Here is a 26,320-nt window from a genome sequence, read left to right as displayed (position 1 = left end):
GAATTCGGTGGTGCGGTAGTTCAGTTGGTTAGAATACCGGCCTGTCACGCCGGGGGTCGCGGGTTCGAGCCCCGTCCGCACCGCCACCTTAATTTGCAGAGAAACCCTGAGAGAAATCTCAGGGTTTTTTGTCGTTTATGAGTATTAAAATCAATAATTACCTTATTTTATTTGATAAAATCGGATAGTTTTTATAGTTATTCTGTATTTAAGAGGTTTTTTACGTGGTAAAAAAAACCTATGCGATAAGGTATGTCGCGGGCCAGCCTGTTGAACGTGTTTTTCCTATGTCGACTCATCAGCTTGGGAATGCATTACCTGTAGGTACTCCTTTGATCACTGGCACAAATGAGCTTAGGGTTGTTGTATGGAATATCTATAAGCAGCAGCGTCCTTCATGGAGAAAGGTTCTGAAGGAGCTAACTAACGAAAGCCAGTTGATTTTATTACAAGAAGCGCAGACTACTCCTGATTTAGTTGAATTTGCTACCTCAAATTACTTGATAGCTGATCAAGTTCCCGCATTTTTATTGCCACAACATCCATCAGGTGTAATGACGTTAGCAACTTCTCATCCTGTCTATTGTTGTCCTTTGAGAGAAAAAGAGCCTCTTTTACGTTTATCTAAATCAGCTCTCATCACTGTTTATCTTTTACAGGATAATCGTCAGTTAATGGTTATTAATGTACATGCGATAAATTTCAGTTTTGGTGTAGATGTGTATAGCCGTCAGCTAAATAATATTGGTGCTCATGTTCGTTTACATAATGGTCCAGTAATTATGGCTGGTGATTTTAATGCGTGGAGTAAGCAACGATTAAATGCTTTAAAACGTTTTACCAGATATTTACACCTTGAAGAGGTATCTTTTACTGACGACTATCGGACAATCGCGTTTGGTAAGCCTTTGGATTTTATTTTTTACCGAGAGTTGAATATTGCTGATGCTATTGTGATACCTACTGATGCTTCCGATCATAATCCTCTTGTTGTAAATTTTCATTAATTCTTTGTTATAAGAATATATTGGTCTATTTATAATGAATTAAATTCTTATTTAATTCATTATAAATGAATATGATTTTATAACTAAAAAAATATTATATCATTGTTGATTTATTGTAACTATTTATTATGTATTGCGATGAATTTATATTTCAAAAATAAGATTTATTTTAATTAATATGTAAAAGTGATATTTAAATAAATATCAAATATATCTTTTATGAATAAATTAAAATAAATGCCAGAGTAATCTGGCATTTATGAGTAAAAATTATTTGTTTATCTGATGTGTTTGAAAAATATTTTTCTTTATACTAAAGAAATAGGTGACTGATAATAAGATTACCCATACGATTCCCACAATTAATGCAATACGGGTTTTCTCGAAATAGCCTAGTAATACAATAACAAATACCATAAAGATAATAGTTAATGCAGGTGCTATTGGCCACATAGGAACGGGGAATTTCAGGGTTTTAACTTCTTCTTTGCTCATTTTGCAGCGCATAGCAACTTGAGAAAGTAGGATCATCAACCATACCCATACAGTAGCAAATGTTGCGATAGAGGCAATGATAACGAAAATCTCTTCTGGAATCATATAGTTGAGTATGACTCCAATTAACAAAACTGCTGACATAACGATTACAGTCATCCAAGGTACGCCATTACGACTCAACTTGGTGAATGATTTAGGCGCTTGCCCTTCTTGTGCCATGCCATACATCATACGGCCAGCACCAAAAATATCGCTATTGATCGCTGAAATTGCCGCAGTTATTACCACGATATTGAGAATATTGGCAGCAGAATTGATACCTAAGCTAGAAAAAATCTGTACGAATGGGCTACCTTCTTGACCGATCTGATTCCACGGATAGATACACATTAAAATAAACAGAGTCAGTACATAGAACAGTAGAATACGGAAAGGGACAGCATTGATTGCTTTTGGAATCGTTTTTTCGGGGTTTTTGGCCTCACTGGCAGTAATACCAATGACTTCAATACCCCCAAAAGCAAACATTACAATGGCGAGTGAAGCTATCACGCCACTGATGCCATTAGGCATAAAACCGCCATATTCCCACAAACTGGCAATGCCGGTTGCATGATCTGTTTCTTGGCCGAATCCATAGATCATGATAGTCATGCCGCCGATAATCATAGCGATAATTGCGGTGACTTTCACAATCGAAAGCCAGAATTCCATTTCACCGAAAATTTTCACATGGCAAAGATTAATTGCGCCAATAAAGCAGACAATGCTTAATACCCAGATCCACTGTTCCACATGGGGGAACCAGAGCTTCATATAGAAACCGAATGCAGTAACGTCAGCCAGGCAAACGATCAGCATTTCGAATACATAATTCCATCCGGTTAGAAATCCGGCTAAAGGGCCGAGATAATGGCTGGCATAGTGTGAAAAAGAACCGGATACTGGATGGTGAACAGCCATTTCGCCTAATGCACGCATCACCATAAATACGGCAGCACCGCCGATTAAATAGGCGAGTAATACGGCTGGTCCAGCTTGCTGAATAGCAGCTGCGGAACCATAGAACAGCCCTGTGCCTATTGCGGAGCCTAATGCCATAAAGCGGATGTGCCGCCCGGTTAGACCCCGTTTCAGCTGAGTTTCATTATTCTGCATTATTTATTCCTGTCACTTTCTCAGTGCTAGATATATTTTAAGCACACAATGCCTCGACAAGTCACACGTTAGCCAAGCGAAGCAAACCCCGTACCTTACCATAAAGATTGATGTTCGCGGGATAGATATCTGCAATAATGCGCCCTTGCCTAATGAAACCAGAGATTTTTATGTTTTACCCGATTAACGAAGTATTCCAGACATTGCAGGGAGAAGGTTTTTTTGCCGGAGTCCCGGCAATTTTTATTCGTCTGCAAGGATGTCCGGTTGGTTGTAGCTGGTGTGATACAAAACACACTTGGGAGAAAGAAGCGGAACAGCAACGGACATTGGAAACAATTTTGCTGAAGACGAGTGAAAGCAATGAATGGAGTGAAGCATCTCCTAAGCAAATTGCAGCGCTGTTTGTTCAACAGAAATATACCGCACGTCATGTTGTTATTACTGGTGGTGAGCCTTGCCTTTACGATCTTATACCTCTGATCGAAGAGTTAGAAAGCCTTGGCTACCAATGTCAGATAGAAACCAGTGGTACGTATCATGTTAAGTGCTCTGCTACTACTTGGGTGACAGTTTCACCAAAAGTTAACATGCGTGGTGGGTACCAAGTATTGCAGCAGGCTTTGCTAAGGGCTAATGAAATAAAATATCCGGTTGCTAGGGAAAGAGATATTGAAGCATTGGATGAGTTATTAGCGACACTGGATGACAACTCATCGCGTATTATTGCACTGCAACCCATTAGCCAGAAAGAAGACGCTACTCGTTTATGTATTGAAACCTGTATTGCCCGTAATTGGCGGTTTTCTATGCAAACACATAAATATTTGAATATCGCCTGAGAAAAGCTTACTGCACTGGAGGTTTCCTGGTGCAGTAAGTTGTTTCACTTACTGCGGAAAATAGCTCCCGCATTACAGGTTTCTTTCACCATAACGGCACTGAGTTGTGGAATTATTGGTTTAACTTTATCCCAAATCCAGGCAGCTAATACTTCGCTGGTTGGATTTTCCAGTCCGGGGATATCATTCAGGTAATGGTGATCTAGCTGTTCCCAAATGGGTTTGAATAGGGCTTTTAAATCGGCAAAGTCCATAATCCAGCCACTATGAGGATCGACCTCCCCGGTAATTTCCAGTCGTACCATAAATGAGTGCCCATGCAGGCGACCGCATTTATGACCTTCTGGGACATGTGGCAGACGGTGGGCGGCTTCAAACTGAAAATCTTTAAAAATCGTTGTACTCATAGTGGTTCTCCCTGACTTCAAAAAACCCGCTATTCTACCCGATCTTCTGAATTAAACCTGATTTTTTCATTTTTTTGCAACCGCTCTTATTAACTGTTTTATAGATATATTAAATCTGTAAATATGGTTAGGCGTTTTGGTTATTTGATATTGCGATAGTTTCTTTAAATAGTAACAAGTCGCTGAGATAACCTTACAAACCATCCCTATTTATTTTATTTACTAAAAATAACGGACATTGGTAATCGTAAAGGGCAGCACAGGACAATGAGCATAAAACCACCTTCAATTTCACTTCTTCCGGTTTCACCTGAACAGCTAGCGCGTTTGCAGTCGGCAATTGGGGATTTTTCACCGACTCAATTAGCTTGGCTGTCTGGTTATTTTTGGGGAATGGTAAATCAGCAACCACAAGTTCAGGTTGTGGCTCCGGCAGTTCCGGCGCAGGAGACGATTACATTAATTTCAGCTTCACAAACTGGTAATGCTCGTCGTTTGGCTGAACAACTCCGTGATGATTTGTCGGCAGAAAAACTCAATGTCAATTTGGTCAATGCCGGTGATTATAAATTCAAACAAATTGCTCAAGAGAAGGTACTGATAATTATTGCTTCTACTCAAGGTGAAGGAGAACCTGCTGAGGAAGCGGTTGCATTATATAAATATCTCTATTCTAAAAAGGCCCCGAAGCTGGATGGTACGGCATTTGCGGTTTTTGGTTTGGGTGATACCTCTTATGAGCGCTTCTGCCAGGCCGGAAAAGATTTCGATAATCGTCTGAATGAGTTAGGTGCTCAACGGCTTCTGGAACGTGTAGATGGTGATGTGGAATATCAGGAGGCTGCGGTTCAGTGGCGTCAACAATTAACTGGGGTTCTGAAACAGCGTATTCCGGCCGGGACAGGGACTGTAATTGTTTCTGCACAGAGCAGATCGGTAAATGAAATTTTTTCAACTTCTTATACTAAACAGGCTCCACTAACAGCGGCCTTATCTGCCCGTCAGAAAATAACGGGTCGTGGTTCTGATAAAGATGTTCGCCATATTGAAATTGATCTGGGTGATTCAGGTCTGCGTTATCAGCCAGGTGATGCTCTGGGGATCTGGTTTGAAAATGATCCGGAGCTAGTGGATGAAGTGTTGAATTTGCTTTGGTTGAAAGGAACAGAACAGGTTGAGGTTAATGGTCAGAAATTATCATTAAGGGAAGCACTGATCAGCCATGTTGAGCTAACCCAAAATACCAGTGTGATTGTAGAAAAATATGCCGTTCTCGCGAAAGATGAAAAATTACTTTCTTTGATTGCGGATAAACAAGCGTTACAGCAATACGCCCACAATAAACCGATTGCCGATATGATAAGAGAAGCAGCTTCTCAACCGGAAGCACAGCAATTTATTGATTTGCTTCGGCCTTTGACGCCAAGACTCTATTCAATTTCTTCTTCTCAGGCAGAGGTGGAAAATGAAGTTCATCTTACAGTTGGTGTAGTTCGTTATGAAATTGACGGACGGGCCCGCACCGGCGGTGCATCCGGCTATCTAGCCGATCGCTTACAGGAAAATGACGATATTCGTATTTTTATTGAGCATAACGATAATTTTCGTCTGCCTGCTAATCCACGTACGCCTGTCATCATGATTGGACCGGGAACCGGAATTGCGCCATTTCGGGCATTTATGCAGCAAAGGGAGGCTGATGGCGCAGAAGGGAAAAATTGGTTGTTCTTTGGTAATCCACATTTTACGGAAGATTTTCTCTATCAAGTGGAGTGGCAGCGTTATGTCAAAGATGGCTTGTTAACCCGTATTGATCTGGCATGGTCCCGTGATCAGCAGCATAAAGTTTATGTTCAGGACAAGCTGCGTGAGCAAGGTGAAGAAGTGTGGCATTGGATAGAGGAAGGAGCACATCTGTACGTGTGTGGTGATGCAAACCGCATGGCGAAAGATGTGGAGCATGCGTTGCTGGATATTATGACTGAGCATGGCGGCATGGATAGCGAACAGGCAGATGAATTTTTAAGTGAACTGCGTCTTGAACGCCGTTATCAGAGGGATGTGTACTAATGAACAATAAACAACATGGTCCTTTGATTGTCGAAGGTAAACTGGCCGACAGTGAGCGTATGAAGCGGGAAAGCAACTTCTTGCGAGGAACGATTAGCGAAGATTTAACTAATGGCTTGACCGGAGGTTTTGCAGGGGACAATTTCCTGTTGATTCGTTTTCATGGCATGTATCAGCAGGATGATCGTGATATCCGTGCTGAACGGGCGGAGCAAAAACTGGAGCCACGTCATGCAATGATGTTGCGCTGTCGTCTGCCTGGTGGCGTGATTACGCCACAGCAATGGTTAGGTATTGATAAGTTTGCTGAAGAGAATACCCTTTATGGCAGTATCCGTTTGACTAACCGACAGACATTTCAGTTTCATGGCATTCTAAAAGGAAATGTAAAACCTGCGCATCAATTGCTGAATCAGGTTGGACTGGATTCGCTTGCGACGGCAAATGACGTTAACCGGAATGTACTTTGTACCTCGAATCCTATTCAATCAGAGCTACATCAGCAAGCTTACGAATGGGCGAAGAAAATCTCAGAGCATCTACTGCCACGTACCCGTGCTTATGCTGAACTCTGGTTAGATAAAGAAAAAGTCGCAACGACCGATGAAGAGCCGATTCTTGGGCCGACTTATTTGCCGCGTAAGTTCAAAACCACGGTGGTTATTCCTCCACAAAATGATGTTGATCTACATGCTAACGATCTGAACTTTGTTGCCATTTCAGAAGGTAACAAGCTGGTGGGTTTTAACGTGCTGGTGGGTGGTGGTTTGGCGATGACTCACGGCGATAAAAATACCTACCCACGTATGGCGAGTGAGTTTGGTTATATTCCACTTGAGCACACATTGGCAATTGCGGAAGCTGTGGTGACAACTCAGCGTGACTGGGGTAATCGGACGGAACGTAAAAATGCCAAAACCAAATATACGTTGGAGCGGGTTGGTGTAGACACTTTTAGAGAAGAGGTGGAGAGACGCGTCGGAGTGAAATTTGAGGCAATTCGGCCTTATGAATTTACTGGTCGTGGTGATCAAATTGGCTGGCTGAAAGGCATCGATGATAAATGGCATTTGACGCTGTTTATTGAGAATGGTCGCCTTTTGGACTACCCCGGCAGGCCGCTGAAAAGTGGTGTTGCTGAAATTGCAAAAATACATAAAGGGGATTTTCGCCTGACGGCCAATCAGAACTTAATCATTGCTGGTATTCCTGAAAGTGAGAAACAGCGCATTGAAACCATCGCCCGTCAGCATGGATTGATTGATGATAAAACCACAGTTCAGCGTGAAAACTCAATGGCTTGTGTCTCTTTCCCAACTTGCCCATTGGCAATGGCTGAGGCTGAACGTTTTTTACCGGAGTTTGTCACCCATGTTGAACAACTGATGAATAAACACGGTATTGGTGATGAACATATTGTTTTGCGGGTGACAGGTTGTCCGAATGGTTGTGGTAGAGCGATGTTGGCGGAGGTAGGGTTAGTCGGCAAAGCGCTTGATCGTTATAACCTTTACCTTGGCGGTAATCGGATTGGCACCCGTATTCCACGCATGTATAAAGAAAATATCAGCTCACAAGAGATTTTATCTATTATGGATGAACTTATTGAGCGTTGGGCGACAGGGCGGCAGTCAAATGAAGGTTTTGGCGATTTCCTGATCCGCATGGATATTATCAAGCCGGTCTTGGATTCAGCTCGCGATTTTTATGATTGGCAGGAGGCGGTATGAGCCAATTCAACTTATCTCAATTCGCTGGAGTGACTGCTGAACAGCAAGAGCAATCGCTGGCTGAGATTAATCTTCGGCTTGAAATGATGGATGCTGATCAGAGGGTAAACTGGGCATTAGAAAATTTGCCAGGGGAATTTGTTCTTTCCTCCAGTTTTGGTATTCAGGCGGCGGTATGCCTTCATTTAGTGACACAAGAATATCCTGATATTCCGGTCATTCTTACTGATACCGGTTATCTATTCCCTGAAACTTATCAATTCATCGATAAACTCACAACGCAGTTGAAACTGAATCTGCAAATATTCAGTGCTGAATATTCTCCGGCCTGGCAGGAAGCTCGCTATGGGAAATTGTGGGAACAAGGCGTAGCGGGAATAGAACGTTACAATCAGATTAATAAAGTTGAACCAATGAATCGAGCTTTGAAAAGTTTAAATGTACAAAGTTGGTTTGCTGGTTTACGCCGTCAGCAATCTGAAAGTCGATCAAAATTACCGGTTCTGGCTGTACAGCGGGGAGTATTTAAGATTTTGCCGATTATCGACTGGGATAACCGGCGTGTGCATCAATATCTGACAAAACATGGCTTGGAATATCATCCATTATGGGAACAAGGTTATCTTTCTGTTGGTGACATCCATACAACCCAAAAATGGGAACCGGGCATGAGTGAAGAACAAACCCGTTTCTTTGGCTTGAAACGAGAATGTGGGTTACATGAAAATTAAAAACCCGGTATTTCCTGAGTGGGGATAATGATAAAGCCCTCGCTGTGTTTTAGGGCGAGGGGGATGATTAATAAAGCTATTTTGGCGAGATCGCTTATATTCCATTACAGAACATCAAATTCTTTTTTGTCATTTTATAACTTTACCGCTGACTCATATATTCATTCGAAACAGTTTCAGTACTTATAAATATTTCACTGGATATCAAGGGCAATTGTGGATTACTTACCGATATTTGTTGAGCTGAAAGGGCGGCTTGTATTACTTGTCGGTGGTGGAGAGGTGGCTGCACGTAAGGCGACTCTACTACTACGGGCAGGTGCATTATTACAGGTTGTAGCGCCTGAATTGAGTTCTGAATTACAACAGCGTTATCAAGCTGGTGAGTTGGAATGGTATCAGGGAGAGTTCCAACCTGAATATCTTGATGGCATCTTTTTAGTTATTGCGGCGACTGATGATCGTATTCTAAATCATCAGGTTTTTTCTGAGACTGATAAGCGAGGTATTTTGGTCAATGTCGTTGATGATCAAGCTCATTGCTCATTTATTTTTCCATCAATTATCGACCGTTCTCCGGTCTTGGTGGCGATCTCATCGGCGGGAAAAGCGCCGGTATTAGCGCGTTTAATCCGGGAGAAACTGGAGGCATTACTACCTTCCAGTCTTGGTACGATGGCAAAAATCGCCGGGAAGTGGCGTGAGCGAGTAAAACAGCGATTCACTTCCATGCGCCAGCGTCGTTCCTTTTGGGAACAGGCTTTCAATGGTCGTTTCGCTATGTTGGTTGCAAACGGTCAGATTCAACAGGCGGAAAAACAGCTTGAGTTACAACTGGAACAGTCTGATTCGCAAGGAGAACTGGCTCTGGTTGGGGCAGGGCCGGGTGATCCGGGATTGCTGACATTAAAGGGATTGCAGGTTATTCAGCAGGCTGATGTGGTGCTTTATGATCATTTGGTCAGCAGCGAGGTACTGGATCTGGTTCGTCGTGATGCAGATAAAATTTGCGTTGGCAAAAGAGCGGGTAATCACTCTGTTTCTCAGGAGGAAACTAATCAGTTGATAGTGAAATTTGCCAGACAGGGGAAAAAAGTCGTTCGTCTTAAAGGCGGTGATCCCTTTATTTTTGGCCGTGGTGGTGAGGAATTACAGGTTGCAGCATCAGCAGGCATTCCTTTTCAGGTTGTACCGGGAATTACTGCCGCCATCGGAGCGACGGCTTACGCGGGCATTCCTTTGACTCACAGGGAACACTCACAGAGTATCACTTTTATTACAGGTCATTGCCGAGAAAAGGGGAATGAGCTGGATTGGCCGGCTTTAGCCAGAGGTCATCAGACTCTGGTGATTTATATGGGGACGGTCAAAGCCGCCTTGATAAGTCATCAATTAATTTTACATGGGCGAGCGGAAGATACACCGGTAGCCGTCATTGGTTGTGGTACTCGTTTAGAGCAGCAAGTGTTAACCGGCACTTTGCTTGAACTGGAACAGTTAGCACAGCAGGCCCCGTCGCCGGCCTTACTAGTGGTGGGAGAGGTGGCTCAACTTCACCATCAGATAGCTTGGTTTGGGCAGCAATCTATTGCCAAGATAAGCCGTCCGGCAGTAGTCGATTTTGCATAAGGAGTTGTAATGGATGAGAAAAGATTGACACACTTGCAGCAACTTGAAGCTGAAAGTATTCATATTATACGGGAAGTGGCCGCCGAGTTTGAAAACCCGGTGATGCTTTACTCTATCGGTAAAGATTCTTCGGTCATGCTTCATCTTGCACGCAAGGCGTTCTATCCGGGAACATTGCCATTTCCTTTGCTGCATGTGGACACGGGATGGAAATTTCGTGAAATGTACGAATTTCGTGATCGTACTGCGAAGAATTACGGCTTTGAACTGTTGGTGTATCGTAACCTGCAAGGGGAAGCAATGGGAATTAATCCATTTGTGCATGGTAGTGCCAAACATACTGACATCATGAAAACGGAAGGGTTAAAGCAGGCACTGGATAAATATGGTTTTGATGCTGCTTTCGGCGGCGCTCGTCGTGATGAGGAGAAATCGCGGGCTAAGGAGCGGATCTATTCTTTCCGAGATCGCTCACATCGTTGGGACCCTAAAAACCAGCGTCCTGAATTGTGGCGCAATTACAACGGCCAGATTAATAAAGGCGAAAGCATTCGCGTATTCCCACTGTCTAATTGGACTGAATTGGATGTTTGGCAATATATCTATTTGGAACAAATTGATATTGTTCCTCTCTATTTTGCCAAATTACGTCCGGTCTTGGAGCGTGAGGGTACGCTGATTATGGTTGATGATGATCGGATCGATCTGAAACCGGGCGAGGTTATCAGTCAGCGCAAAGTTCGTTTCCGTACTCTTGGTTGTTGGCCGTTGACGGGAGCCGTGAAATCTGAAGCTGAAACATTGCCGGAAATTATTGAAGAGATGCTGATATCGACGACAAGTGAACGGCAAGGTCGGCTGATTGATAGTGATCAATCTGCTTCTATGGAACTGAAAAAACGTCAAGGTTATTTCTAAGGAGAGCAACCATGTCAGCACTTGCACAGAATGAAATAATTGCTCATCAAATTAAACAGCAGGGCGGTGTGGAAGCTTATCTGCGTGTTCAACAAGAGAAAGGATTACTGCGTTTCTTGACATGTGGCAGTGTGGATGATGGCAAAAGTACCCTGATTGGACGCTTGTTACATGATACCCGTCAGATCTACGAAGATCAGCTTTCAACGTTGCAGAATGACAGTAAACGTATTGGTACTCAAGGTGAAAAATTAGATCTGGCTTTATTGGTGGATGGTCTTGCCGCAGAGCGTGAGCAGGGCATCACCATTGATGTGGCTTATCGCTATTTTTCAACAGAAAAACGCAAATTTATCATTGCTGATACACCGGGACATGAGCAGTACACCCGTAATATGGCAACGGGGGCATCGACCTGTGATCTCTCAATTCTGTTGATTGATGCGCGTAAAGGTGTTCAGGAGCAGACCCGTCGTCACAGTTTTATCAGTACATTGCTAGGTATTCGCCATTTGGTGGTAGCGGTGAATAAAATGGATCTGATGGAATATCGTCAGGAAGTTTTTAATCAGATCAAACAGGATTATATGAATTTCGCTGCCCAATTACCGACAAATTTGGACGTTCATTTTGTCCCAATCTCGGCACTTGATGGCGATAATATTGTCACTAGAAGTCGCAATATGGATTGGTATGAAGGGCCAGCGTTGTTGGATATCCTTGAAACAGTTGATGTAAAAAAGGAAGCCTCGAAGCAGTTACTGCGCTTTCCGGTTCAATATGTTAGCCGGCCTGATCTCGATTTTCGTGGTTACAGTGGCACACTTTCGTCCGGGATTTTACGTAAAGGGCAGAAAATTAAAGTCATGCCATCCGGTATCGGCTCACGGGTGGAGAGGATAGTGACTTTCAATGGTGATCTGGATTTTGCTGTTCCGGGTGAGGCCATTACGGTGGTGCTGAAAGATGAGATTGATATCAGCCGAGGAGATCTGCTGATTTCTGCCGATGATGAGATGATGGTTACCCGACATGCGCTGGTGGATGTGGTATGGATGTCTGAGCAGCCTTTGGTGCAGGGGCAGAACCTTGATATCAAAGTGGCGGGTAAAAAGAGCCGTGGCAAAGTTGAGAATATTCAGTATCAGGTTGATATTACTAACCTGACACAGCGGGTGGCTGTTGATTTACCATTAAATGCCATCGGATCGGTGGAATTTTCTTTTGAAGAACCATTAATGCTCGATAGCTATCAGCAAAATAGCGACACTGGCGGCATTATTTTGATCGATCGACTGACTAACGTCACTGTTGGTGCCGGGTTAGTACGTGAGATTCAGACAGATGTGTATGAAGGGCCAAAAGAATTCAGCGAATTTGAACTGGAATTGAATCGGTTGATTCGCCGTCATTTCCCTCATTGGGGAGCCAGAGATTTACTGGGAGGGAAATAAATTGGCTGACATTGAAAATCTGACATCAGAAAACGTTGTCTGGCATCCACATCAACTGACCAGAACGCAGCGGGAGGTTGAAAACGGCCATCCTGCATTGGTTATTTGGTTCACAGGTTTATCGGGTTCAGGGAAATCCACTGTAGCAGGGGCCTTAGAACAGGCCCTGTTTCAACGGGGAATAAAAACTTATTTGCTTGATGGCGATAACTTGCGTCATGGCCTTTGTAGCGATTTGGGTTTTTCCGAACTGGATAGGCAAGAAAATATCCGCCGTGTAGGTGAAGTCGCCAGTTTGATGGTTGATGCGGGTTTAGTTGTGCTGACGGCTTTTATCTCTCCTCATAAAGCAGAACGGCAAAAGGTTCGAGAACTGCTGGAACCAGGGAAATTTATTGAAGTTTTTGTCGATACGCCGTTGGAGATTTGCGAATCTCGTGATCCGAAAGGATTGTACAAAAAAGCTCGTGCCGGTGAAATTCGTCATTTCACGGGGATTGATTCAGTCTATGAGGTTCCCGATAACCCGGAAATTTACCTTGCAGGCCAACAACCCGTTGAAGCTTCTGTGGCCCAGTTGCTGGTGGAATTGGAAAAGAGCGGCATTATACGTTCAAGGATTCATCACGAATGACGTCAACAAAAAGCACATTATTGCGTTTTCAGTGATGTGCTTGTGTAAAATAACTGCATTCGACTATTTTTCTCCTACCCTGTTTTGTGATAGTAGCGTCATTCTTTGAGTTATGGGATGATTGACAGATATTTCAGGGGGCGGAAATGGGTAAACTGACGCTACTATTACTGGTTTTACTTGGATGGCTACAGTATTCACTGTGGCTTGGTAAAAACGGCATTCATGATTATGTGCGGGTTAAGAATGATGTTGCGATGCAAGAGCGTAATAACAGCAAACTTAAAGCGCGTAACGATCAGTTATCGGCGGAAATTGATGATCTTACTGGTGGACAGGAAGCCATCGAAGAGCGATCCCGTAATGAATTGGGTATGATCAAACCGGGTGAAACTTTCTATCGTTTAATCGTTGATAAATCTAAAGAAAACACTTCGCGTCCCTCGACTCTAAATAATACTCAATAATTAAAATGAACAATCTATTACTTCATTCCTGTGCTGATATTATTGCTTTGGTGCCAGCAGCGGGTATTGGTAGCCGAATGAATTCGGATTGCCCAAAGCAATACCTGTCTATTGCCGGAAAGACCATTATTGAGCACACCTTGGCTGTATTACTTGATCATCCCCGTATTCAGCACATTGTGATTGTTTTAAATCCCACGGACACACAGTTTCAATCTCTTGAAGTTGCATCAGATTCGCGCATTACAACGGTAGTGGGTGGTGAACAGCGAGCAGATTCTGTGCTGGCTGGTTTAAATCATCTGGCTCATTTGACGGGCAATGATAATGGTTGGGTTTTAGTGCATGATGCGGCCCGCCCTTGTTTACACCATGACGATCTTGACCGTTTGTTACAATTAGCAGAAACAGATGAACAGGGAAATATGGCATGCGGCGGTATTCTGGCATCGCCGGTCCGCGATACGATGAAACGTGGGCGGACTGGTCAAGTTATTGACCATACGGTAGAACGGCAAGATCTCTGGCATGCACTGACGCCGCAGTTTTTTCCATTGATGTTACTAAGGGATTGTTTGTCAAAAGCCCTTTCGCAACACGCTAATATTACAGATGAAGCCTCTGCTCTGGAATATTGTGGCTATCAACCGGTGTTGGTTAATGGGCGTTCAGACAATATAAAAGTCACGCGTCCTGAGGATTTGACATTGGCAGAATTTTATCTGTCTAGAAAATAAAGGAACAGACATCATGAGGATCGGACACGGTTTCGATGTACATAAGTTTGGTGGTGAAGGGCCGATTATTATCGGTGGTGTTCGTATTCCTTATGAACAAGGGTTGTTGGCGCATTCTGATGGTGATGTTGCTCTCCATGCGGCAACGGATGCTCTGTTAGGTGCTGCGGCATTGGGCGATATCGGGAAGTTATTCCCAGACACTGATCCAGCGCTTAAAGGGGTGGATAGTCGTAAATTATTGCGCGAAGCCTATTCACGTATCAGAGAAAAGGGTTATCGGATTGGTAATTTGGATATTACGATTATCGCTCAAGCACCCAAAATGTTGCCGCATATCCCACAAATGAGAGTCAATCTGGCAGAAGATCTGCAATGTCACATTGATGATATCAATGTTAAAGCCACAACTACCGAGAAATTGGGATTTGTTGGGCGTAAAGAAGGTATTGCTTGCGAAGCAGTTGCTTTGCTGGTTAAGGAATAATTGATGGTATTGGCTGAATTAAATTGGCTGTATGGACAACCAGAAGCGACGGGGATACTAAAAGCCTTGCCGGAAGATTTTATTGTCTGTGAAGATTTGGGGTTTTCTCCTGATGGAGAAGGTGAGCACTTAATGGCGCACATCCGTAAAACGGGCTGTAATACCCAATTTGTTGCAGATAACCTCGCTCGTTTCGCTGGTATACCGTCTAGATCGGTCAGTTATGCTGGCTTAAAAGACCGTCACGCAGTGACAGAGCAGTGGTTTTGTTTGCACTTACCGGGCAAACAGGAACCTGATTTTGCCTCGTTTCAGCTTGAGGGATGTGAAGTTCTGACGACAGCCCGTCAGAAACGTAAACTGCGCATTGGCGCATTGAAAGGAAATTCATTTACGCTGATTTTGCGGAAAATCAGTCATCACCAATTTGTTGAAAACAGACTACGGCTAATTCAGCAAGGTGGCGTGCCTAACTATTTTGGTGAACAGCGTTTTGGCCGGGATGGACAGAATCTGATTCAAGCGCAGCGTTGGGCAAATAATGAAATCCGAGTAAAAGAGAGAAATAAACGCAGTTTCTATCTGTCAGCCAGTCGTAGTGCTATGTTTAATGCGGTAGCCAGTGCGCGGATTATTCTGAAACAACAGCAGCAGGTAATGAAGGGTGACGCCTTACAATTAACAGGGCGTGGTAGTTGGTTTGTTGCTGACGAAACTGAATTGCCTTTATTGCAACAGCGGGTGATCGATGGAGAGTTACAAATAACGGCACCGCTCCCCGGTGACGGTGAATTGGGAACACAGCACCAAGCTGCGGATTTTGAACGGCAATATTTACAGCCCTATGAATCATTGTGGGAACTTATCAGGCGTGAAAGAGTGGATGGTTCCCGTAGGGCGATTCTGGTGCAACCTCAGAATCTGAGTTGGCAATGGCAAGATAATGACACGGTGAAAATCAGTTTCTGGTTACCCGCTGGCAGTTTTGCTACCAGTGTGGTCAGGGAAATTATCAATCAGGATCAAAATAATGTTACGAATATTGTTGAGTAATGATGACGGTGTAACTGCGCCAGGGATTCAGGTTTTAGCGGCAGCATTGCGAGAAAATTATCATGTGCAGGTTGTTGCGCCTGATCGTAATCGGAGTGGCGCATCTAACGCATTGACTCTTGATCGCTCATTAAGTGTTAATACGCTGGAGAATGGTGATATCTCGGTATTGGGTGGCACACCAACAGATTGTGTCTATCTCGGTGTTAATCGTCTCGTTCTTCCTCGTCCTGAGATCGTTGTTTCTGGTATTAATCGCGGTCCTAACCTTGGAGATGATGTGATTTATTCGGGAACGGTTGCGGCTGCAATGGAAGGCCGCCATCTAGGGTTGCCGGCATTGGCTATTTCACTGAATGGTGAATTGCATTACCAAACAGCGGCAGAAGTCACCTGTCGTTTGCTACAAATGTTACAAACAACGCCTTTGAGAGCGGGTAATATTCTGAATGTGAATGTACCTGATCTGCCACTTGAGCAAATTAAAGGTTTTCGGGTAACTCGTTGTGGTAGCCGCCATGCCGCGGAAGAAGTTTATTCTATGCAAGATCCGAAAGGCAACATGCTTTACTGGTTGGGGCCGCCGGGAGATAAACATGATGCTGGCCCTGAAACAGATTTTGCGGCGGTGGAACAAGGATATGTCTCTATTACGCCATTACAGGTAGATCTGACTGCGTATAAAGCGCAGGCGTTAGTAAGAGATTGGTTAGCTAAAGCTGAGGTTGATGGAGAATGCTGAGTCGGGCAATGAAAAATTTGCTGACACAATTACGCCAGCAGGGAATAAAAGATGAACGTTTACTGGCCGCTATTTCCGCCGTGCCGAGGGAGCGTTTTGTCGATGAAGCACTGGCACATAAAGCGTATGAAAATACAGCTTTGCCTATTGGTCATGGGCAAACGATTTCTCAGCCTTATATTGTCGCCCGTATGACTGAACTGCTTCAATTAACACCTGATGCTAAGGTTTTGGAAATTGGTACCGGCTCTGGTTATCAGACGGCAATATTAGCGCATTTGGTCAAACATGTTTTCTCGGTAGAACGAATCAAGGGTTTACAGTGGCAGGCTAAACGGCGGTTGAAACAACTTGATTTGCATAATGTTTCAACCCGTCATGGGGATGGTTGGCAAGGATGGCCGTCGCGTGGGTTATTTGATGCTATTATTGTGACCGCAGCGCCTCCGTATATCCCACAAGAATTGATGCTTCAGCTTACGGATGGGGGAGTTATGGTTTTACCGGTAGGTGAGCGTACACAAATTCTTAAATCCGTGAAACGTCATGGCAATGGTTTTCATAGTGAAGTGATCGAAGCTGTACGCTTTGTGCCCCTTGTGCAAGGGGAACTGGCTTAAGTTCATAGTCTGTTGCAACTATTTTTCAATTAATGGTTATATTTGCTTTAATAAGCGAAATTACTTTCGTTTTGGGATTTTTGCGGTTATGTATAACCTTTAGAAATTATTAATTTTTACGCTTATCTTTGCCGTTATGGGGGAAGGAAATATGAATTCGGGAAGCCCAATGAAAAAAATACAGCGGATTGTAACGTGTTTATTGATGGGAGTCTGGTTAGTCGGTTGTACAAATACGCCAACTCGTCCTGCGCCTATCACCAGTATTGATCAAAAACAAAGCAGAGGGAGTCATCATCCGGTAATATATTCTGGCAATTCTGCTATATCTACGCCGATGCCATCTTCACCTTCATCAATGGGGGGGGCTGATAACAATTCGCAGGAGAGAATTGTTTATAACCGTGATTATGACAGTATTCCTAAGGGCAGCTATAACGGCAGCACTTATACAGTCAAACATGGTGATACTCTGTTTTATATCGCTTGGATCACCGGTAATGATTTTCGTGATCTTGCGAGCAAAAATAATATTTCAGAACCTTACAGTCTGACGGTGGGGCAGACTTTGAGGACCAGTAGTAGCGGGATGTTAACCGCTCATAACCATAATCAAATGCAAACAGCCCTGGTTGATTCTCAATCAACTAATGCGTATCCTGCAAATTCCGGGATACAAAAGAGTGTAAAAATGTTGCCAAGGGCAACTACGTCAACAGTAAACAATACGTATCTAGAATCACCGACGACAACCGCGAGCAGTGGAAACAGTGTTGTTAGCAGTTGGATGTGGCCGGCTGAAGGTAAAATGATTGAAAGTTTCTCTGATACCCAAGGGGGTAACAAAGGGATTGATATCGCAGGCAGCAGGGGTCAGTCAGTATTTGCAACAGCGGGTGGTCGAGTTGTCTACGCCGGAAACGCCTTACGTGGATATGGAAATCTGATAATTATAAAACATAACGATGACTACCTGAGTGCCTATGCTCATAACGATACGATGTTGGTTCGTGAGCAGCAGGACATCAAGGCGGGGCAAAAAATTGCCACTATGGGTAGCACGGGTACCAGTTCTGTAAGATTACACTTTGAAATTCGTTACAAGGGAAAATCCGTAAACCCGCTGCGTTATCTTCCGCAGCGATAAACTGGGCAGAATGCTGAATTCTGCCTGCATTATCATGGGTAGGGGCAGCTTATGAGCCAAAATACGCTGAAAGTTAACGAGTTGTATGATGATGCGGATTTAGATGAAAGTGGTATTGAAGCTGACGACTTCGATGAGAAATTATTGAAGAACGATGAGGATGATATAACTGATTTTGAGAATGATTTAGATGTATTGCAGGGCATGAACCAGCGGGTTCTTGATGCAACACAACTTTATCTTGGCGAGATTGGTTTTTCTCCTTTGCTGACGGCGGAAGAAGAGGTTTTTTTCGCAAGGCGGGCATTACGTGGTGATGTTCTGGCCCGCCAGAGAATGATCGAAAGTAACTTGCGATTGGTTGTTAAAATTTCTCGTCGTTACAGTAATAGAGGTTTAGCCCTTCTTGATTTGATTGAAGAAGGTAATCTTGGCCTTATCCGTGCTGTTGAAAAATTTGACCCGGAGCGCGGGTTCAGGTTTTCTACCTATGCAACATGGTGGATTCGACAAACTATTGAGCGGGCGATTATGAATCAAACCCGTACTATTCGGTTGCCAATCCACATTGTTAAAGAACTCAACGTCTACTTGCGTACAGCAAGAGAACTTGCCCATAAATTGGATCATGAACCTAGCCCGGAAGAGATAGCAGAACAACTGGATAGACCGGTTGATGATGTAAGCCGTATGTTGCGATTGAATGAGCGCATCATTTCGGTTGATACCCCTATTAGCAGTGATTCTGATAAAGCGCTATTGGATGTTTTATCGGATGAGAATGAAAGTGGGCCGGAGGGAACAACACAGGAAGACGATATGAAAAAGAGTATCGTCAAATGGCTGTTTGAGTTGAATTCGAAGCAACGTGAAGTATTAGCGCGTCGTTTTGGTCTTTTGGGATATGAGGCTGAAACGCTGGAAGATGTGGGCAAAGAGATTGGTTTGACAAGGGAAAGAGTGCGTCAGATCCAGGTCGAAGGTTTGCGACGTCTGAAAGATATTATGCAAACTCAAGGTTTGAATATTGAAGCGTTATTCCGTACTTAATTGTTGAGTAGTTTAACTACTTGGGTTCTGAAGAGCTGTTGTTCCTGTTTTTGCATTGTTGATGCTTGGTATTATCAGGTTCTTCAGTACCCGGTAGGATTTCCCTAATTTTGTCTTAGATGATGATAGTAAATTTCAATCAAAGATTTCTGATATTTAAATTACGGTGGTCGACTAATTTAGGGCACTTCATTATCCTCTTCCAAATAGTTTTCCTTTTCAAGGGGACAAGTTCATCGTTATCGCCGGATAGTTCTACTCTTATTTTCGTTTGAATATAATTGATATTAATACACCACATTATATCCGGCCTCTCGGGATTAAATTCATTTCGTCTGTTTATTGCCAGCATAATTCCATCTAAGCCACGGATGGCTTTTAAAGTCTCACTGTGACTTGTAAAGGTGTTGCGTATAGTGCGGCGGCTGAGTATGATAATTGTACCGAGCAGCACTGTTCAGCGGACGGATATGATTAAGAGTTTTAAACATAAAGGGTTGAAAAAGTTTTTTGAAACAGGTTCTACAGCCGGTATTAATGCTATGCAAGCTCCAAAAATTGCTACCCGTCTTGAGGTGTTGAATAGAGCTGTAAAAATTGAAGATGTAGATATCCCGGGCTTTTTTTTACACCCACTTACAGGAAACAGGAATGGTGTGTGGTCTATTACTGTGACAGGGAATTGGCGAATCACCTTTGAGTTGTATGATGGTGATGTCTACATTGTGAACTATGAGGATTACCACTAATGGTTATGATGTATAACCCCCCGCATCCCGGAATATTAGTTAAAGAGGCTATGGAGGCTCTGAATTTGAGCGCCAGAGGCTTGGCTAAGGCACTGGGTGTAGCACCATCAACTGTGCAACGCTTGGTTGTTGGCAAGTCTGATGTTTCGCCAGAAATGGCACTGAAATTGTCTGTTGTTATTGGCAGTTCACCTCAAGTTTGGATGGGAATGCAGGTGGACTATGATTTATGGCAGGCAAAACAGCATATCGATGTGTCTCATCTTCATCGATTGCAAATAGCTTGATTGACATATTTCAATGTCCCTGATTCTGAACCATCTCAATTGTTTTGTCGTTGGTCTGAAAGGTGAGTATAAGCTCACCTTTCTTTTATTAATCAATATACATTCAGTTTAAATTACAGGAATGCCACTGTGAAATTTAAAATCGCTATCTGGATTTTGAATCAATTCAGCTTCAACACGGCCAAAATAGTTTACCCGTTCGGTAATATCTTCATTAGCAATAGATTGCGCTAGTGAAAGATAGTCCTGGTAGTGACGTGCTTCAGAGCGCAGCAGCGAGATATAAAATTTACTCAGATCTTCATCCAAATGAGGGGCCAATTTGGCGAAGCGTTCACAAGAACGCGCCTCAATATAAGCGCCGATAATTAGCTTATCCACCAATGTATAAGGTTCATGGTTGGTGATATGGCTGAGCATGCCTTTAGCATAACGGCTGGCAGTGATGCTTTCATAGCTGATATTGCGTGCGTCCATGATTTCTAGCACTTGATAGAAGTGATGTAACTCTTCTTTAATCAGCAGCACCATTTTATCAATCAGATCCTGGCTATAGGGTGAATTAGCTTTAGCAGTGATCTGTTTGGTCGCTTGGTTTTGACCTCTTAGTGAATTGAGATCGCCAATTTTCTTGTAAGCAAAATCTTCATAAGGTTTAAACCATGCCAGAAGTGTATCCTCACTTCGCTGATCTACTGCATACTTTCGGATCAAAAACATAGCGCTCTGTGCTGCTTTCAGTTCGCATAATAGATGATCGCGTAGAAGCACAGGTAAATTTTCAGGCTGCTTTGCTTTATCTACCCACAAATCCGGGGTTTCACATTGCAAAAAATGGTATATCGGTTGTAAAAGGTTTTTGTCAAACACGTTCTTACACCATATCTTTTAGTCGATAAATCCATTCTAATGCTTGACGCGGAGTCAGTGAATCTGGATTAAGATTTTCTAATGCTTCAACCGCCGGTGATGTTTCCTCTGTTAATAGCGCAAGCTGCGGTGTATCGACATGACTTGCCGTTGCATGGTTGGATAGCGATTCCAGCTCTTTAAGTTTCTGGCGCGCCCGTTTAATCACTTCACGTGGAACGCCGGCGAGGGAAGCAACTGCCAACCCGTAACTCTTACTGGCTGCGCCTTCTTGTACGCTGTGCATAAATGCGATGGTATCGCCATGCTCTACCGCATCCAGATGAATATTAACCACGCCTTCAAGTTTTTCCGGCAATGTGGTCAGCTCAAAATAGTGAGTGGCGAACAACGTCATTGCTTTAATGCGGTTTGCCAGATTTTCTGCGCACGCCCATGCCAGAGAAAGGCCATCGTAGGTTGATGTCCCTCTGCCAATCTCATCCATCAATACCAAACTTTGTTCTGTCGCATTGTGCAAGATATTGGCGGTTTCGGTCATTTCGACCATGAAGGTTGAACGGCCGGATGCCAGATCATCGGAGGCACCTACACGGGTAAATATACGATCAACTGGGCCGATGACTGCTTTTTCAGCCGGTACAAAGCTACCGATATAGGCCAGAAGTGTAATAAGTGCCGCCTGACGCATATAGGTACTTTTACCGCCCATGTTTGGACCGGTAATAATTAGCAGACGCCGCTGTGAAGATAAAGAGAGTGGGTTTGAGATAAATGGTTCACGCAGAACTTGCTCAACAACCGGATGACGACCACCGGTGATTTGAATTCCCGGTTTATCGCTCAATGTTGGGCAAACATAATTCAGGGTTTCAGCGCGTTCTGCCAGATTTGCCAATACATCAAGTTCAGCCAGTGCTTCGGCGCTGGTTTGTAATTTGGCCAAATGAGGCAATAGCAGATCGAATAATTCTTCGTAAAGCGCTTTCTCTATTGCCAGAGATTTCCCTTTAGAGGTCAGAACCTTATCTTCATACTCTTTTAGCTCAGGGATGATATAACGCTCAGCATTTTTCAGTGTTTGGCGGCGGACATAATGGATTGGCACCAGATGGCTCTGTCCTCGGCTGACTTGAATATAGTAGCCATGAACACCGTTAAAGCCGACTTTCAGAGTATCAATACCCAGCTTTTCCCGTTCGCGGATTTCCAGTTGTTCCAGATAATTACTAGCGCCATCAGCCAGTGTGCGCCACTCATCCAGTTCACTGTTATAACCCGGTGCGATTACGCCACCATCGCGAACCAACACCGGAGGGGTTTCTACAATCGCTCTTTCAAGTAATTCCTGTAATTCATCAAACCTGCCGATATTCTTCTGCAATTGCTTGATATAAGGGGAATCTGAGGAGTCCATAACTTGATGGATATCTGGTAATTGCTGGAATGCATGGCGCATTCTTGCCAGATCCCTTGGACGAGCAGAGCGTAGAGCCAGGCGTGCTAACACACGTTCGAGATCACCTACCTGTAGCAAAAATGGCTGCAACTCCAAGCCAATTTCCTGCAAAGTAGCGATAGCTTGTTGACGATTTTCTAATATCTGGCGCTCCCTGACAGGGGCATGCAACCAGCGTTTTAACATTCGGCTACCCATCGGGGTAACACACAGATCAAGAACAGAAGCGAGAGTATTATCTGTGCTGCCGGACAGGTTTTGTGTCAGTTCCAGATTACGACGGGTGGCGGCATCCATAATAACCGTATCTTGCTGACGTTCCATCGTAATGCCGCGAATATGTGGCAGCGCCGTGCGTTGAGTATCTTTGACATATTGCAACAGGCAACCAGCGGCACGCAGAGCAAGCGCTGCTTTTTCCACACCAAAACCGACGAGATCACGGGTACCAAATTGCAGGTTCAATTGCTGTTTTGCGGTATCCAGCTCAAATTCCCATAAAGGACGGCGGCGCAGGCCATGAAAATTTTCAATCAGCGCCATATGTTCAAAACTTTCAGGATAGAGCAATTCGACAGGACGGCTACGTTGCAATTCAGCGGCTATCGTTTCCAGCTCTGCCATTTCAGATATTTGGAAGCGGCCAGATGTCACGTCTAGTGTGGCATAACCAAATCCTTGATTATCATGCCAAATAGCCGCCAGCAGATTATCTTGCCGTTCCTGTAATAAAGCTTCATCTGTCACGGTGCCGGGAGTAACGATGCGAACAACTTTACGTTCAACCGGGCCTTTGCTGGTGGCAGGATCGCCAATTTGCTCACAGATAGCGACTGATTCACCTAATTGAACCAGCTTAGCTAAGTAGTTTTCTACTGCATGATGTGGCACGCCTGCCATAGGGATAGGATTGCCGGCTGATTGACCTCGTTTGGTCAGGGAAATATCCAGCAATTTTGCCGCCTTTTTGGCATCGTCATAAAATAGCTCATAGAAATCCCCCATTCTGTAAAACAGCAGGATATCAGGATGCTGTGCTTTAAGACGGAGATATTGCTGCATCATGGGCGTGTGGGTGTCAAAAGTTTCTGTATTAATCATGCAGTGGTCTTAGTTAAATTTGTGAATCAATTCTTTCGTTATGGTATCGCACCAAGCTTTAAACTTACACAAGTAAAATCTGGAAGCAATTCGCAAATTTAGTTGTAATTTTGGTCTGGTTAATTTGGCTCTGTGTGGAAAGCAAAGCTGAGTTGCCGAAGTGGTTGAGAGAATTTCCCAATGTTGACTGGTTTTTGCTGTCTAATACTACAGCCGTAATTGCCTTGTTGGTAAAGAATTTCCTTGATGATGATAGCGAGATTGTTGAGCTCGTTATTGATGTTGCCGCCAGTATGACCAATCTAAAATCTGAACAAATGTCTTATTAGTTTTTGCCAGCAGCCTGAGCCTTTGTGTACTAAGAGCTTTTTTATGGAAATTCTTTGTTGAAATTATGGGATGCTAGAATGGCAGAAGCCTAGCTAATTGAATTGCTAGGCTTCGCAGGTCCCTCAAAGGGAATAAATATTTTGGGCCTTTATGGGCAACGGCTATATTGTGAGCGCTCTTACTGGAGAAATCAAGTGTCATGATGTTGATAACAATTGACTTGCGTTTATGGATTTAATTATTGCCAATTGAATTTTAGTGACGATTTCTTTGGGTAAAATTTGATTTAAATAACCTCTATCAGTTCTTGGTCTTTGTAGCCGTTGTCGGCTGACTTGTTGTACAAGATCCGCTTTTGCCCAACGTGTTATTTGTTCAAAATATTTCATATTTTCAACAACGCTTTTATCAATTACAACGTGCATTTCACGTTGTAATTTATTTTGATCACATTTGCTTGATAGAGGAACAACTATACAGGCATTGCCATCTATTTTACCGTTTATAATAACAACAAGCCGATTTTTTACCATTTCAGGTGGTATATTCAATCAAAAGTATATCTTTGTCATAAACAATAATATATGAGTTTGAACCCGTATTGAGCTTACATGTCGAATATTGGGTTAAATAGCTTTTCATAATTCTGCTACACATGACTCTCTTCAACCCATTGTTATATATGGGATTATGAGTGATATAAGATGTAGCACTATTTTAGAATCTTATTTAACTCCAGCAAATTAAGCACCACTGGCCCAATGCAGCGCAGTGAATATTTTCTTTAATGCATCGGGCCAGAAGATTACGCTTGTCTTATGCGAATGGTTCCTTCCAGATTATTTGATCACAGAAGCGTCAGTCAAGGTGATACCGCCGATGAGAGCCCAGGTGGTCCACGATGATGTCGTTGATGAAGTAGTTTGCCAGAGGTGCCAGAGTGCATTATCAAGGCCAAGCACAAAGACCTCAATCCGGCCGTCTGAATTCTTCGCTACCGTTGGGGCGCTGGCGATAATGCCTGTAAATGAGCTCCAGTTAGACCACGGGCCGTTATGATAAACCTGCCAGGTGCGCCAGAGCGTGTTGTCAGCGCCGCGTGCAAAGACCTCAAGCCGACCAGAGATATTCCTCACCACCGCAGGAGCGCTAGTGATCACACCATCCAAACATTGCCAGTTTGACCACGAAACGGAATCAGAGCTGATCTGTGAGATATGCCGGAGTGTGCTATCGGCACCACGTGCAAAGACTTCAAGCCGACCATCGCAGTTGTCGATGACCACTGGATCGCTAGTGATCACGCCATTCAACGATTTCCAACTTGACCACTGATCGGTGTGGGCAGCGGTTTGCCAAATGTGCCAGAGAGCGTTATCGGTGCTGCGTGCAAAGACTTCAAGTCGGCCATCGGCGTTGATATGTGCGGCAGGGTTACAGGTGAGTGTGCCACCCAGAGATTTCCAGCTTGACCACGAATTGGTATGGGCAGCGGTTTGCCAGATATGCCAGAGAGCGTTATCGGTGCCGCGTGCAAAGACTTCAAGTCGGCCGTCAGAGTTGATACATACCTCTGGGTTGCTGGTGATCCCACCATACAGCGGCTGCCAGCTTGACCAAGTATTGGTATCGGCGGCGGTCTGCCAGATGTGCCAGAGAGCATTATCCGTGCCACGTACGAATACTTCCAATCGACCGTCCGAATTACGACAGACAGCGGGTTTGCTAGTCACGACTCCGTTAACTTTGCTCCAACCGGCCCAGGAGGAGGTTGGCAGCGGCGTAGTTTGCCAATTGTGCCACACTGCGCTGTCAGAGCTTACACCGAAAACCTCAAGTCGATTATCGGCATTGTTTGCTACTGAGACAATTCCAGATAATGCTATTGCAGAGTTCTCGATTGCTATCTCACTGGCAACATATGCTTCTGTATTATCTGGATTTGGCATTTTAATGGGTTCCTTTTTCATATGTATATTCTCTTTAAAAATAGTTTTTCTGGTTCAAAAAATAATTATTTAATGAGAGAGATATTCGGCTTTATATATTGATATCTTTACTAGCCTCCTATGTTGTTTTTAATAAAATAAAGAACGGTTTTTTTTGTTAATTATTGATCTGTAAGTGTTAAGTAAATATTATC

26 protein-coding genes and 1 tRNA gene are annotated in these 26,320 nt (G+C 43.7%); 21 read left to right on the top strand and 6 right to left on the bottom strand.

All coding sequences use genetic code 11. From position 1 onward, the window contains the following. Window positions 1-9: 9 nt before the first annotated feature. Both BA1DRAFT_RS08830 and BA1DRAFT_RS08825 read left to right on the top strand, forming a co-directional pair. Window positions 10-86, top strand: a tRNA-Asp gene (locus tag BA1DRAFT_RS08830). Between the two features lie 138 nt (window positions 87-224). After that, complete coding sequence (locus tag BA1DRAFT_RS08825) at window positions 225-1,007, top strand: endonuclease/exonuclease/phosphatase family protein (protein ID WP_036778056.1); 783 nt, start codon at window positions 225-227, stop codon at window positions 1,005-1,007. Between the two features lie 270 nt (window positions 1,008-1,277). Here BA1DRAFT_RS08825 and BA1DRAFT_RS08820 read toward each other — a convergent pair whose 3' ends face one another. Continuing rightward, window positions 1,278-2,663 (bottom strand): amino acid permease, encoded by a 1,386-nt coding sequence (locus BA1DRAFT_RS08820; RefSeq protein ID WP_036778054.1) that lies wholly within the window; start codon window positions 2,661-2,663, stop codon window positions 1,278-1,280. 170 nt (window positions 2,664-2,833) lie between these two features. Between BA1DRAFT_RS08820 and queE the strand changes: the two genes are divergently transcribed. Continuing rightward, entirely contained in the window at window positions 2,834-3,505 is a 672-nt protein-coding gene (gene queE / locus BA1DRAFT_RS08815; RefSeq protein WP_036778053.1) for a 7-carboxy-7-deazaguanine synthase QueE, read from the top strand. A gap of 44 nt (window positions 3,506-3,549) precedes the next feature. Here the strand turns inward: queE and queD are convergent, their stop codons facing one another. Then, window positions 3,550-3,912, bottom strand: coding sequence for a 6-carboxytetrahydropterin synthase QueD (queD, locus tag BA1DRAFT_RS08810; RefSeq protein ID WP_036778052.1), 363 nt, complete (start codon window positions 3,910-3,912; stop codon window positions 3,550-3,552). A 267-nt stretch (window positions 3,913-4,179) separates the two neighbouring features. Here queD and cysJ point away from each other — a divergent pair, with 267 nt between their 5' ends. The 17 genes from cysJ to BA1DRAFT_RS08720 all read left to right on the top strand — a co-directional run bounded on the left by cysJ (window position 4,180) and on the right by BA1DRAFT_RS08720 (window position 20,417). Next, window positions 4,180-5,982: an NADPH-dependent assimilatory sulfite reductase flavoprotein subunit gene (cysJ, locus tag BA1DRAFT_RS08805; RefSeq protein ID WP_036778050.1), complete on the top strand. Its 1,803-nt coding sequence runs from the start codon at window positions 4,180-4,182 to the stop codon at window positions 5,980-5,982. Continuing rightward, on the top strand, window positions 5,982-7,712 hold the full coding sequence (gene cysI / locus BA1DRAFT_RS08800) for an assimilatory sulfite reductase (NADPH) hemoprotein subunit (protein WP_036778049.1): 1,731 nt from the start codon (window positions 5,982-5,984) through the stop codon (window positions 7,710-7,712). Before cysJ ends, cysI begins: the two co-directional genes overlap by 1 nt. Then, on the top strand, window positions 7,709-8,443 hold the full coding sequence (locus BA1DRAFT_RS08795; RefSeq protein ID WP_036778047.1) for a phosphoadenylyl-sulfate reductase: 735 nt from the start codon (window positions 7,709-7,711) through the stop codon (window positions 8,441-8,443). Before cysI ends, BA1DRAFT_RS08795 begins: the two co-directional genes overlap by 4 nt. 216 nt (window positions 8,444-8,659) lie before the next feature. Beyond that, window positions 8,660-10,072, top strand: coding sequence for a siroheme synthase CysG (gene cysG, locus BA1DRAFT_RS08790; protein WP_036778045.1), 1,413 nt, complete (start codon window positions 8,660-8,662; stop codon window positions 10,070-10,072). Between the two features lie 9 nt (window positions 10,073-10,081). Next, on the top strand, window positions 10,082-10,990 hold the full coding sequence (cysD, locus tag BA1DRAFT_RS08785) for a sulfate adenylyltransferase subunit CysD (RefSeq protein ID WP_036778044.1): 909 nt from the start codon (window positions 10,082-10,084) through the stop codon (window positions 10,988-10,990). An 11-nt stretch (window positions 10,991-11,001) separates the two neighbouring features. Beyond that, window positions 11,002-12,444 carry a sulfate adenylyltransferase subunit CysN gene (gene cysN, locus BA1DRAFT_RS08780; RefSeq protein ID WP_036778043.1) on the top strand — a complete coding sequence of 481 codons (1,443 nt, stop codon included), beginning with the start codon at window positions 11,002-11,004 and terminating at the stop codon, window positions 12,442-12,444. Between the two features lies 1 nt (window position 12,445). After that, entirely contained in the window at window positions 12,446-13,078 is a 633-nt protein-coding gene (gene cysC / locus BA1DRAFT_RS08775; RefSeq protein ID WP_036778042.1) for an adenylyl-sulfate kinase, read from the top strand. Window positions 13,079-13,224: 146 nt separating this feature from the next. After that, the gene (ftsB, locus tag BA1DRAFT_RS08770; RefSeq protein WP_036778041.1) at window positions 13,225-13,545 is read left to right on the top strand and encodes a cell division protein FtsB; all 321 of its coding nucleotides are present in this window, start codon (window positions 13,225-13,227) and stop codon (window positions 13,543-13,545) included. Between the two features lie 5 nt (window positions 13,546-13,550). Next, a complete protein-coding gene (ispD, locus tag BA1DRAFT_RS08765) occupies window positions 13,551-14,282 on the top strand; it encodes a 2-C-methyl-D-erythritol 4-phosphate cytidylyltransferase (protein ID WP_036778040.1) in 732 nt (243 codons plus the stop codon). A 13-nt stretch (window positions 14,283-14,295) separates the two neighbouring features. Continuing rightward, a complete protein-coding gene (gene ispF, locus BA1DRAFT_RS08760; protein ID WP_036778039.1) occupies window positions 14,296-14,769 on the top strand; it encodes a 2-C-methyl-D-erythritol 2,4-cyclodiphosphate synthase in 474 nt (157 codons plus the stop codon). A 3-nt stretch (window positions 14,770-14,772) separates the two neighbouring features. Beyond that, window positions 14,773-15,822 carry a tRNA pseudouridine(13) synthase TruD gene (gene truD / locus BA1DRAFT_RS08755; RefSeq protein WP_036778037.1) on the top strand — a complete coding sequence of 350 codons (1,050 nt, stop codon included), beginning with the start codon at window positions 14,773-14,775 and terminating at the stop codon, window positions 15,820-15,822. Then, the gene (gene surE / locus BA1DRAFT_RS08750) at window positions 15,800-16,564 is read left to right on the top strand and encodes a 5'/3'-nucleotidase SurE (protein WP_036778035.1); all 765 of its coding nucleotides are present in this window, start codon (window positions 15,800-15,802) and stop codon (window positions 16,562-16,564) included. The genes truD and surE overlap by 23 nt, the downstream gene beginning before the upstream one ends. Continuing rightward, the gene (locus BA1DRAFT_RS08745; RefSeq protein WP_036778033.1) at window positions 16,558-17,184 is read left to right on the top strand and encodes a protein-L-isoaspartate(D-aspartate) O-methyltransferase; all 627 of its coding nucleotides are present in this window, start codon (window positions 16,558-16,560) and stop codon (window positions 17,182-17,184) included. Before surE ends, BA1DRAFT_RS08745 begins: the two co-directional genes overlap by 7 nt. A 169-nt stretch (window positions 17,185-17,353) precedes the next feature. After that, the gene (gene nlpD / locus BA1DRAFT_RS08740) at window positions 17,354-18,331 is read left to right on the top strand and encodes a murein hydrolase activator NlpD (RefSeq protein ID WP_036778030.1); all 978 of its coding nucleotides are present in this window, start codon (window positions 17,354-17,356) and stop codon (window positions 18,329-18,331) included. Between the two features lie 51 nt (window positions 18,332-18,382). Then, entirely contained in the window at window positions 18,383-19,381 is a 999-nt protein-coding gene (gene rpoS / locus BA1DRAFT_RS08735) for an RNA polymerase sigma factor RpoS (protein WP_036778027.1), read from the top strand. Between the two features lie 470 nt (window positions 19,382-19,851). Continuing rightward, complete coding sequence (locus tag BA1DRAFT_RS08725) at window positions 19,852-20,130, top strand: type II toxin-antitoxin system RelE/ParE family toxin (RefSeq protein ID WP_036778064.1); 279 nt, start codon at window positions 19,852-19,854, stop codon at window positions 20,128-20,130. Beyond that, a complete protein-coding gene (locus BA1DRAFT_RS08720; protein WP_036778023.1) occupies window positions 20,130-20,417 on the top strand; it encodes a HigA family addiction module antitoxin in 288 nt (95 codons plus the stop codon). Before BA1DRAFT_RS08725 ends, BA1DRAFT_RS08720 begins: the two co-directional genes overlap by 1 nt. A gap of 108 nt (window positions 20,418-20,525) precedes the next feature. On the opposite strand, the gene miaE is transcribed toward BA1DRAFT_RS08720, so the two are convergent. Together miaE and mutS are read right to left on the bottom strand one after the other, a co-directional pair. Further along, on the bottom strand, window positions 20,526-21,287 hold the full coding sequence (miaE, locus tag BA1DRAFT_RS08715) for a tRNA isopentenyl-2-thiomethyl-A-37 hydroxylase MiaE (RefSeq protein WP_036778021.1): 762 nt from the start codon (window positions 21,285-21,287) through the stop codon (window positions 20,526-20,528). Window positions 21,288-21,291: 4 nt separating this feature from the next. After that, window positions 21,292-23,847, bottom strand: a complete 2,556-nt coding sequence (gene mutS / locus BA1DRAFT_RS08710) for a DNA mismatch repair protein MutS (protein ID WP_036778018.1) — start codon at window positions 23,845-23,847, stop codon at window positions 21,292-21,294. A 134-nt stretch (window positions 23,848-23,981) separates the two neighbouring features. Here mutS and BA1DRAFT_RS08705 point away from each other — a divergent pair, with 134 nt between their 5' ends. Continuing rightward, entirely contained in the window at window positions 23,982-24,176 is a 195-nt protein-coding gene (locus tag BA1DRAFT_RS08705) for a hypothetical protein (protein ID WP_200868779.1), read from the top strand. 198 nt (window positions 24,177-24,374) lie between these two features. On the opposite strand, the gene BA1DRAFT_RS08700 is transcribed toward BA1DRAFT_RS08705, so the two are convergent. Beyond that, window positions 24,375-24,710, bottom strand: a complete 336-nt coding sequence (locus BA1DRAFT_RS08700) for a type II toxin-antitoxin system PemK/MazF family toxin (RefSeq protein WP_051560721.1) — start codon at window positions 24,708-24,710, stop codon at window positions 24,375-24,377. 306 nt (window positions 24,711-25,016) lie between these two features. Then, a complete protein-coding gene (locus BA1DRAFT_RS08695) occupies window positions 25,017-26,147 on the bottom strand; it encodes a PLL family lectin (protein ID WP_036778016.1) in 1,131 nt (376 codons plus the stop codon). Window positions 26,148-26,320: the final 173 nt, after the last annotated feature.

It is taken from the genome of Photorhabdus aegyptia (genome assembly GCF_000612035.1).
Taxonomy (GTDB): Bacteria; Pseudomonadota; Gammaproteobacteria; order Enterobacterales; family Enterobacteriaceae; genus Photorhabdus; species Photorhabdus akhurstii.
Note: the sequence above shows the minus strand (reverse complement) of the source record. Positions and strands in the feature narration are given on the sequence as shown.

Coding starts and splice junctions, on each gene's coding strand:
- ispF (WP_036778039.1), top strand. CDS start 14,296: ATGAGGATCGGACACGGTTTCGATGTACATAAGTTTGGTGGTGAAGGG.
- BA1DRAFT_RS08720 (WP_036778023.1), top strand. CDS start 20,130: ATGGTTATGATGTATAACCCCCCGCATCCCGGAATATTAGTTAAAGAG.
- ispD (WP_036778040.1), top strand. CDS start 13,551: ATGAACAATCTATTACTTCATTCCTGTGCTGATATTATTGCTTTGGTG.
- cysD (WP_036778044.1), top strand. CDS start 10,082: ATGGATGAGAAAAGATTGACACACTTGCAGCAACTTGAAGCTGAAAGT.
- queD (WP_036778052.1), bottom strand. CDS start 3,912: ATGAGTACAACGATTTTTAAAGATTTTCAGTTTGAAGCCGCCCACCGT.
- mutS (WP_036778018.1), bottom strand. CDS start 23,847: ATGATTAATACAGAAACTTTTGACACCCACACGCCCATGATGCAGCAA.
- BA1DRAFT_RS08745 (WP_036778033.1), top strand. CDS start 16,558: ATGCTGAGTCGGGCAATGAAAAATTTGCTGACACAATTACGCCAGCAG.
- BA1DRAFT_RS08820 (WP_036778054.1), bottom strand. CDS start 2,663: ATGCAGAATAATGAAACTCAGCTGAAACGGGGTCTAACCGGGCGGCAC.
- BA1DRAFT_RS08700 (WP_051560721.1), bottom strand. CDS start 24,710: ATGGTAAAAAATCGGCTTGTTGTTATTATAAACGGTAAAATAGATGGC.
- queE (WP_036778053.1), top strand. CDS start 2,834: ATGTTTTACCCGATTAACGAAGTATTCCAGACATTGCAGGGAGAAGGT.
- rpoS (WP_036778027.1), top strand. CDS start 18,383: ATGAGCCAAAATACGCTGAAAGTTAACGAGTTGTATGATGATGCGGAT.
- BA1DRAFT_RS08695 (WP_036778016.1), bottom strand. CDS start 26,147: ATGAAAAAGGAACCCATTAAAATGCCAAATCCAGATAATACAGAAGCA.
- truD (WP_036778037.1), top strand. CDS start 14,773: ATGGTATTGGCTGAATTAAATTGGCTGTATGGACAACCAGAAGCGACG.
- surE (WP_036778035.1), top strand. CDS start 15,800: ATGTTACGAATATTGTTGAGTAATGATGACGGTGTAACTGCGCCAGGG.
- cysI (WP_036778049.1), top strand. CDS start 5,982: ATGAACAATAAACAACATGGTCCTTTGATTGTCGAAGGTAAACTGGCC.
- cysN (WP_036778043.1), top strand. CDS start 11,002: ATGTCAGCACTTGCACAGAATGAAATAATTGCTCATCAAATTAAACAG.
- cysJ (WP_036778050.1), top strand. CDS start 4,180: ATGAGCATAAAACCACCTTCAATTTCACTTCTTCCGGTTTCACCTGAA.
- BA1DRAFT_RS08795 (WP_036778047.1), top strand. CDS start 7,709: ATGAGCCAATTCAACTTATCTCAATTCGCTGGAGTGACTGCTGAACAG.
- nlpD (WP_036778030.1), top strand. CDS start 17,354: ATGAAAAAAATACAGCGGATTGTAACGTGTTTATTGATGGGAGTCTGG.
- ftsB (WP_036778041.1), top strand. CDS start 13,225: ATGGGTAAACTGACGCTACTATTACTGGTTTTACTTGGATGGCTACAG.
- BA1DRAFT_RS08725 (WP_036778064.1), top strand. CDS start 19,852: ATGATTAAGAGTTTTAAACATAAAGGGTTGAAAAAGTTTTTTGAAACA.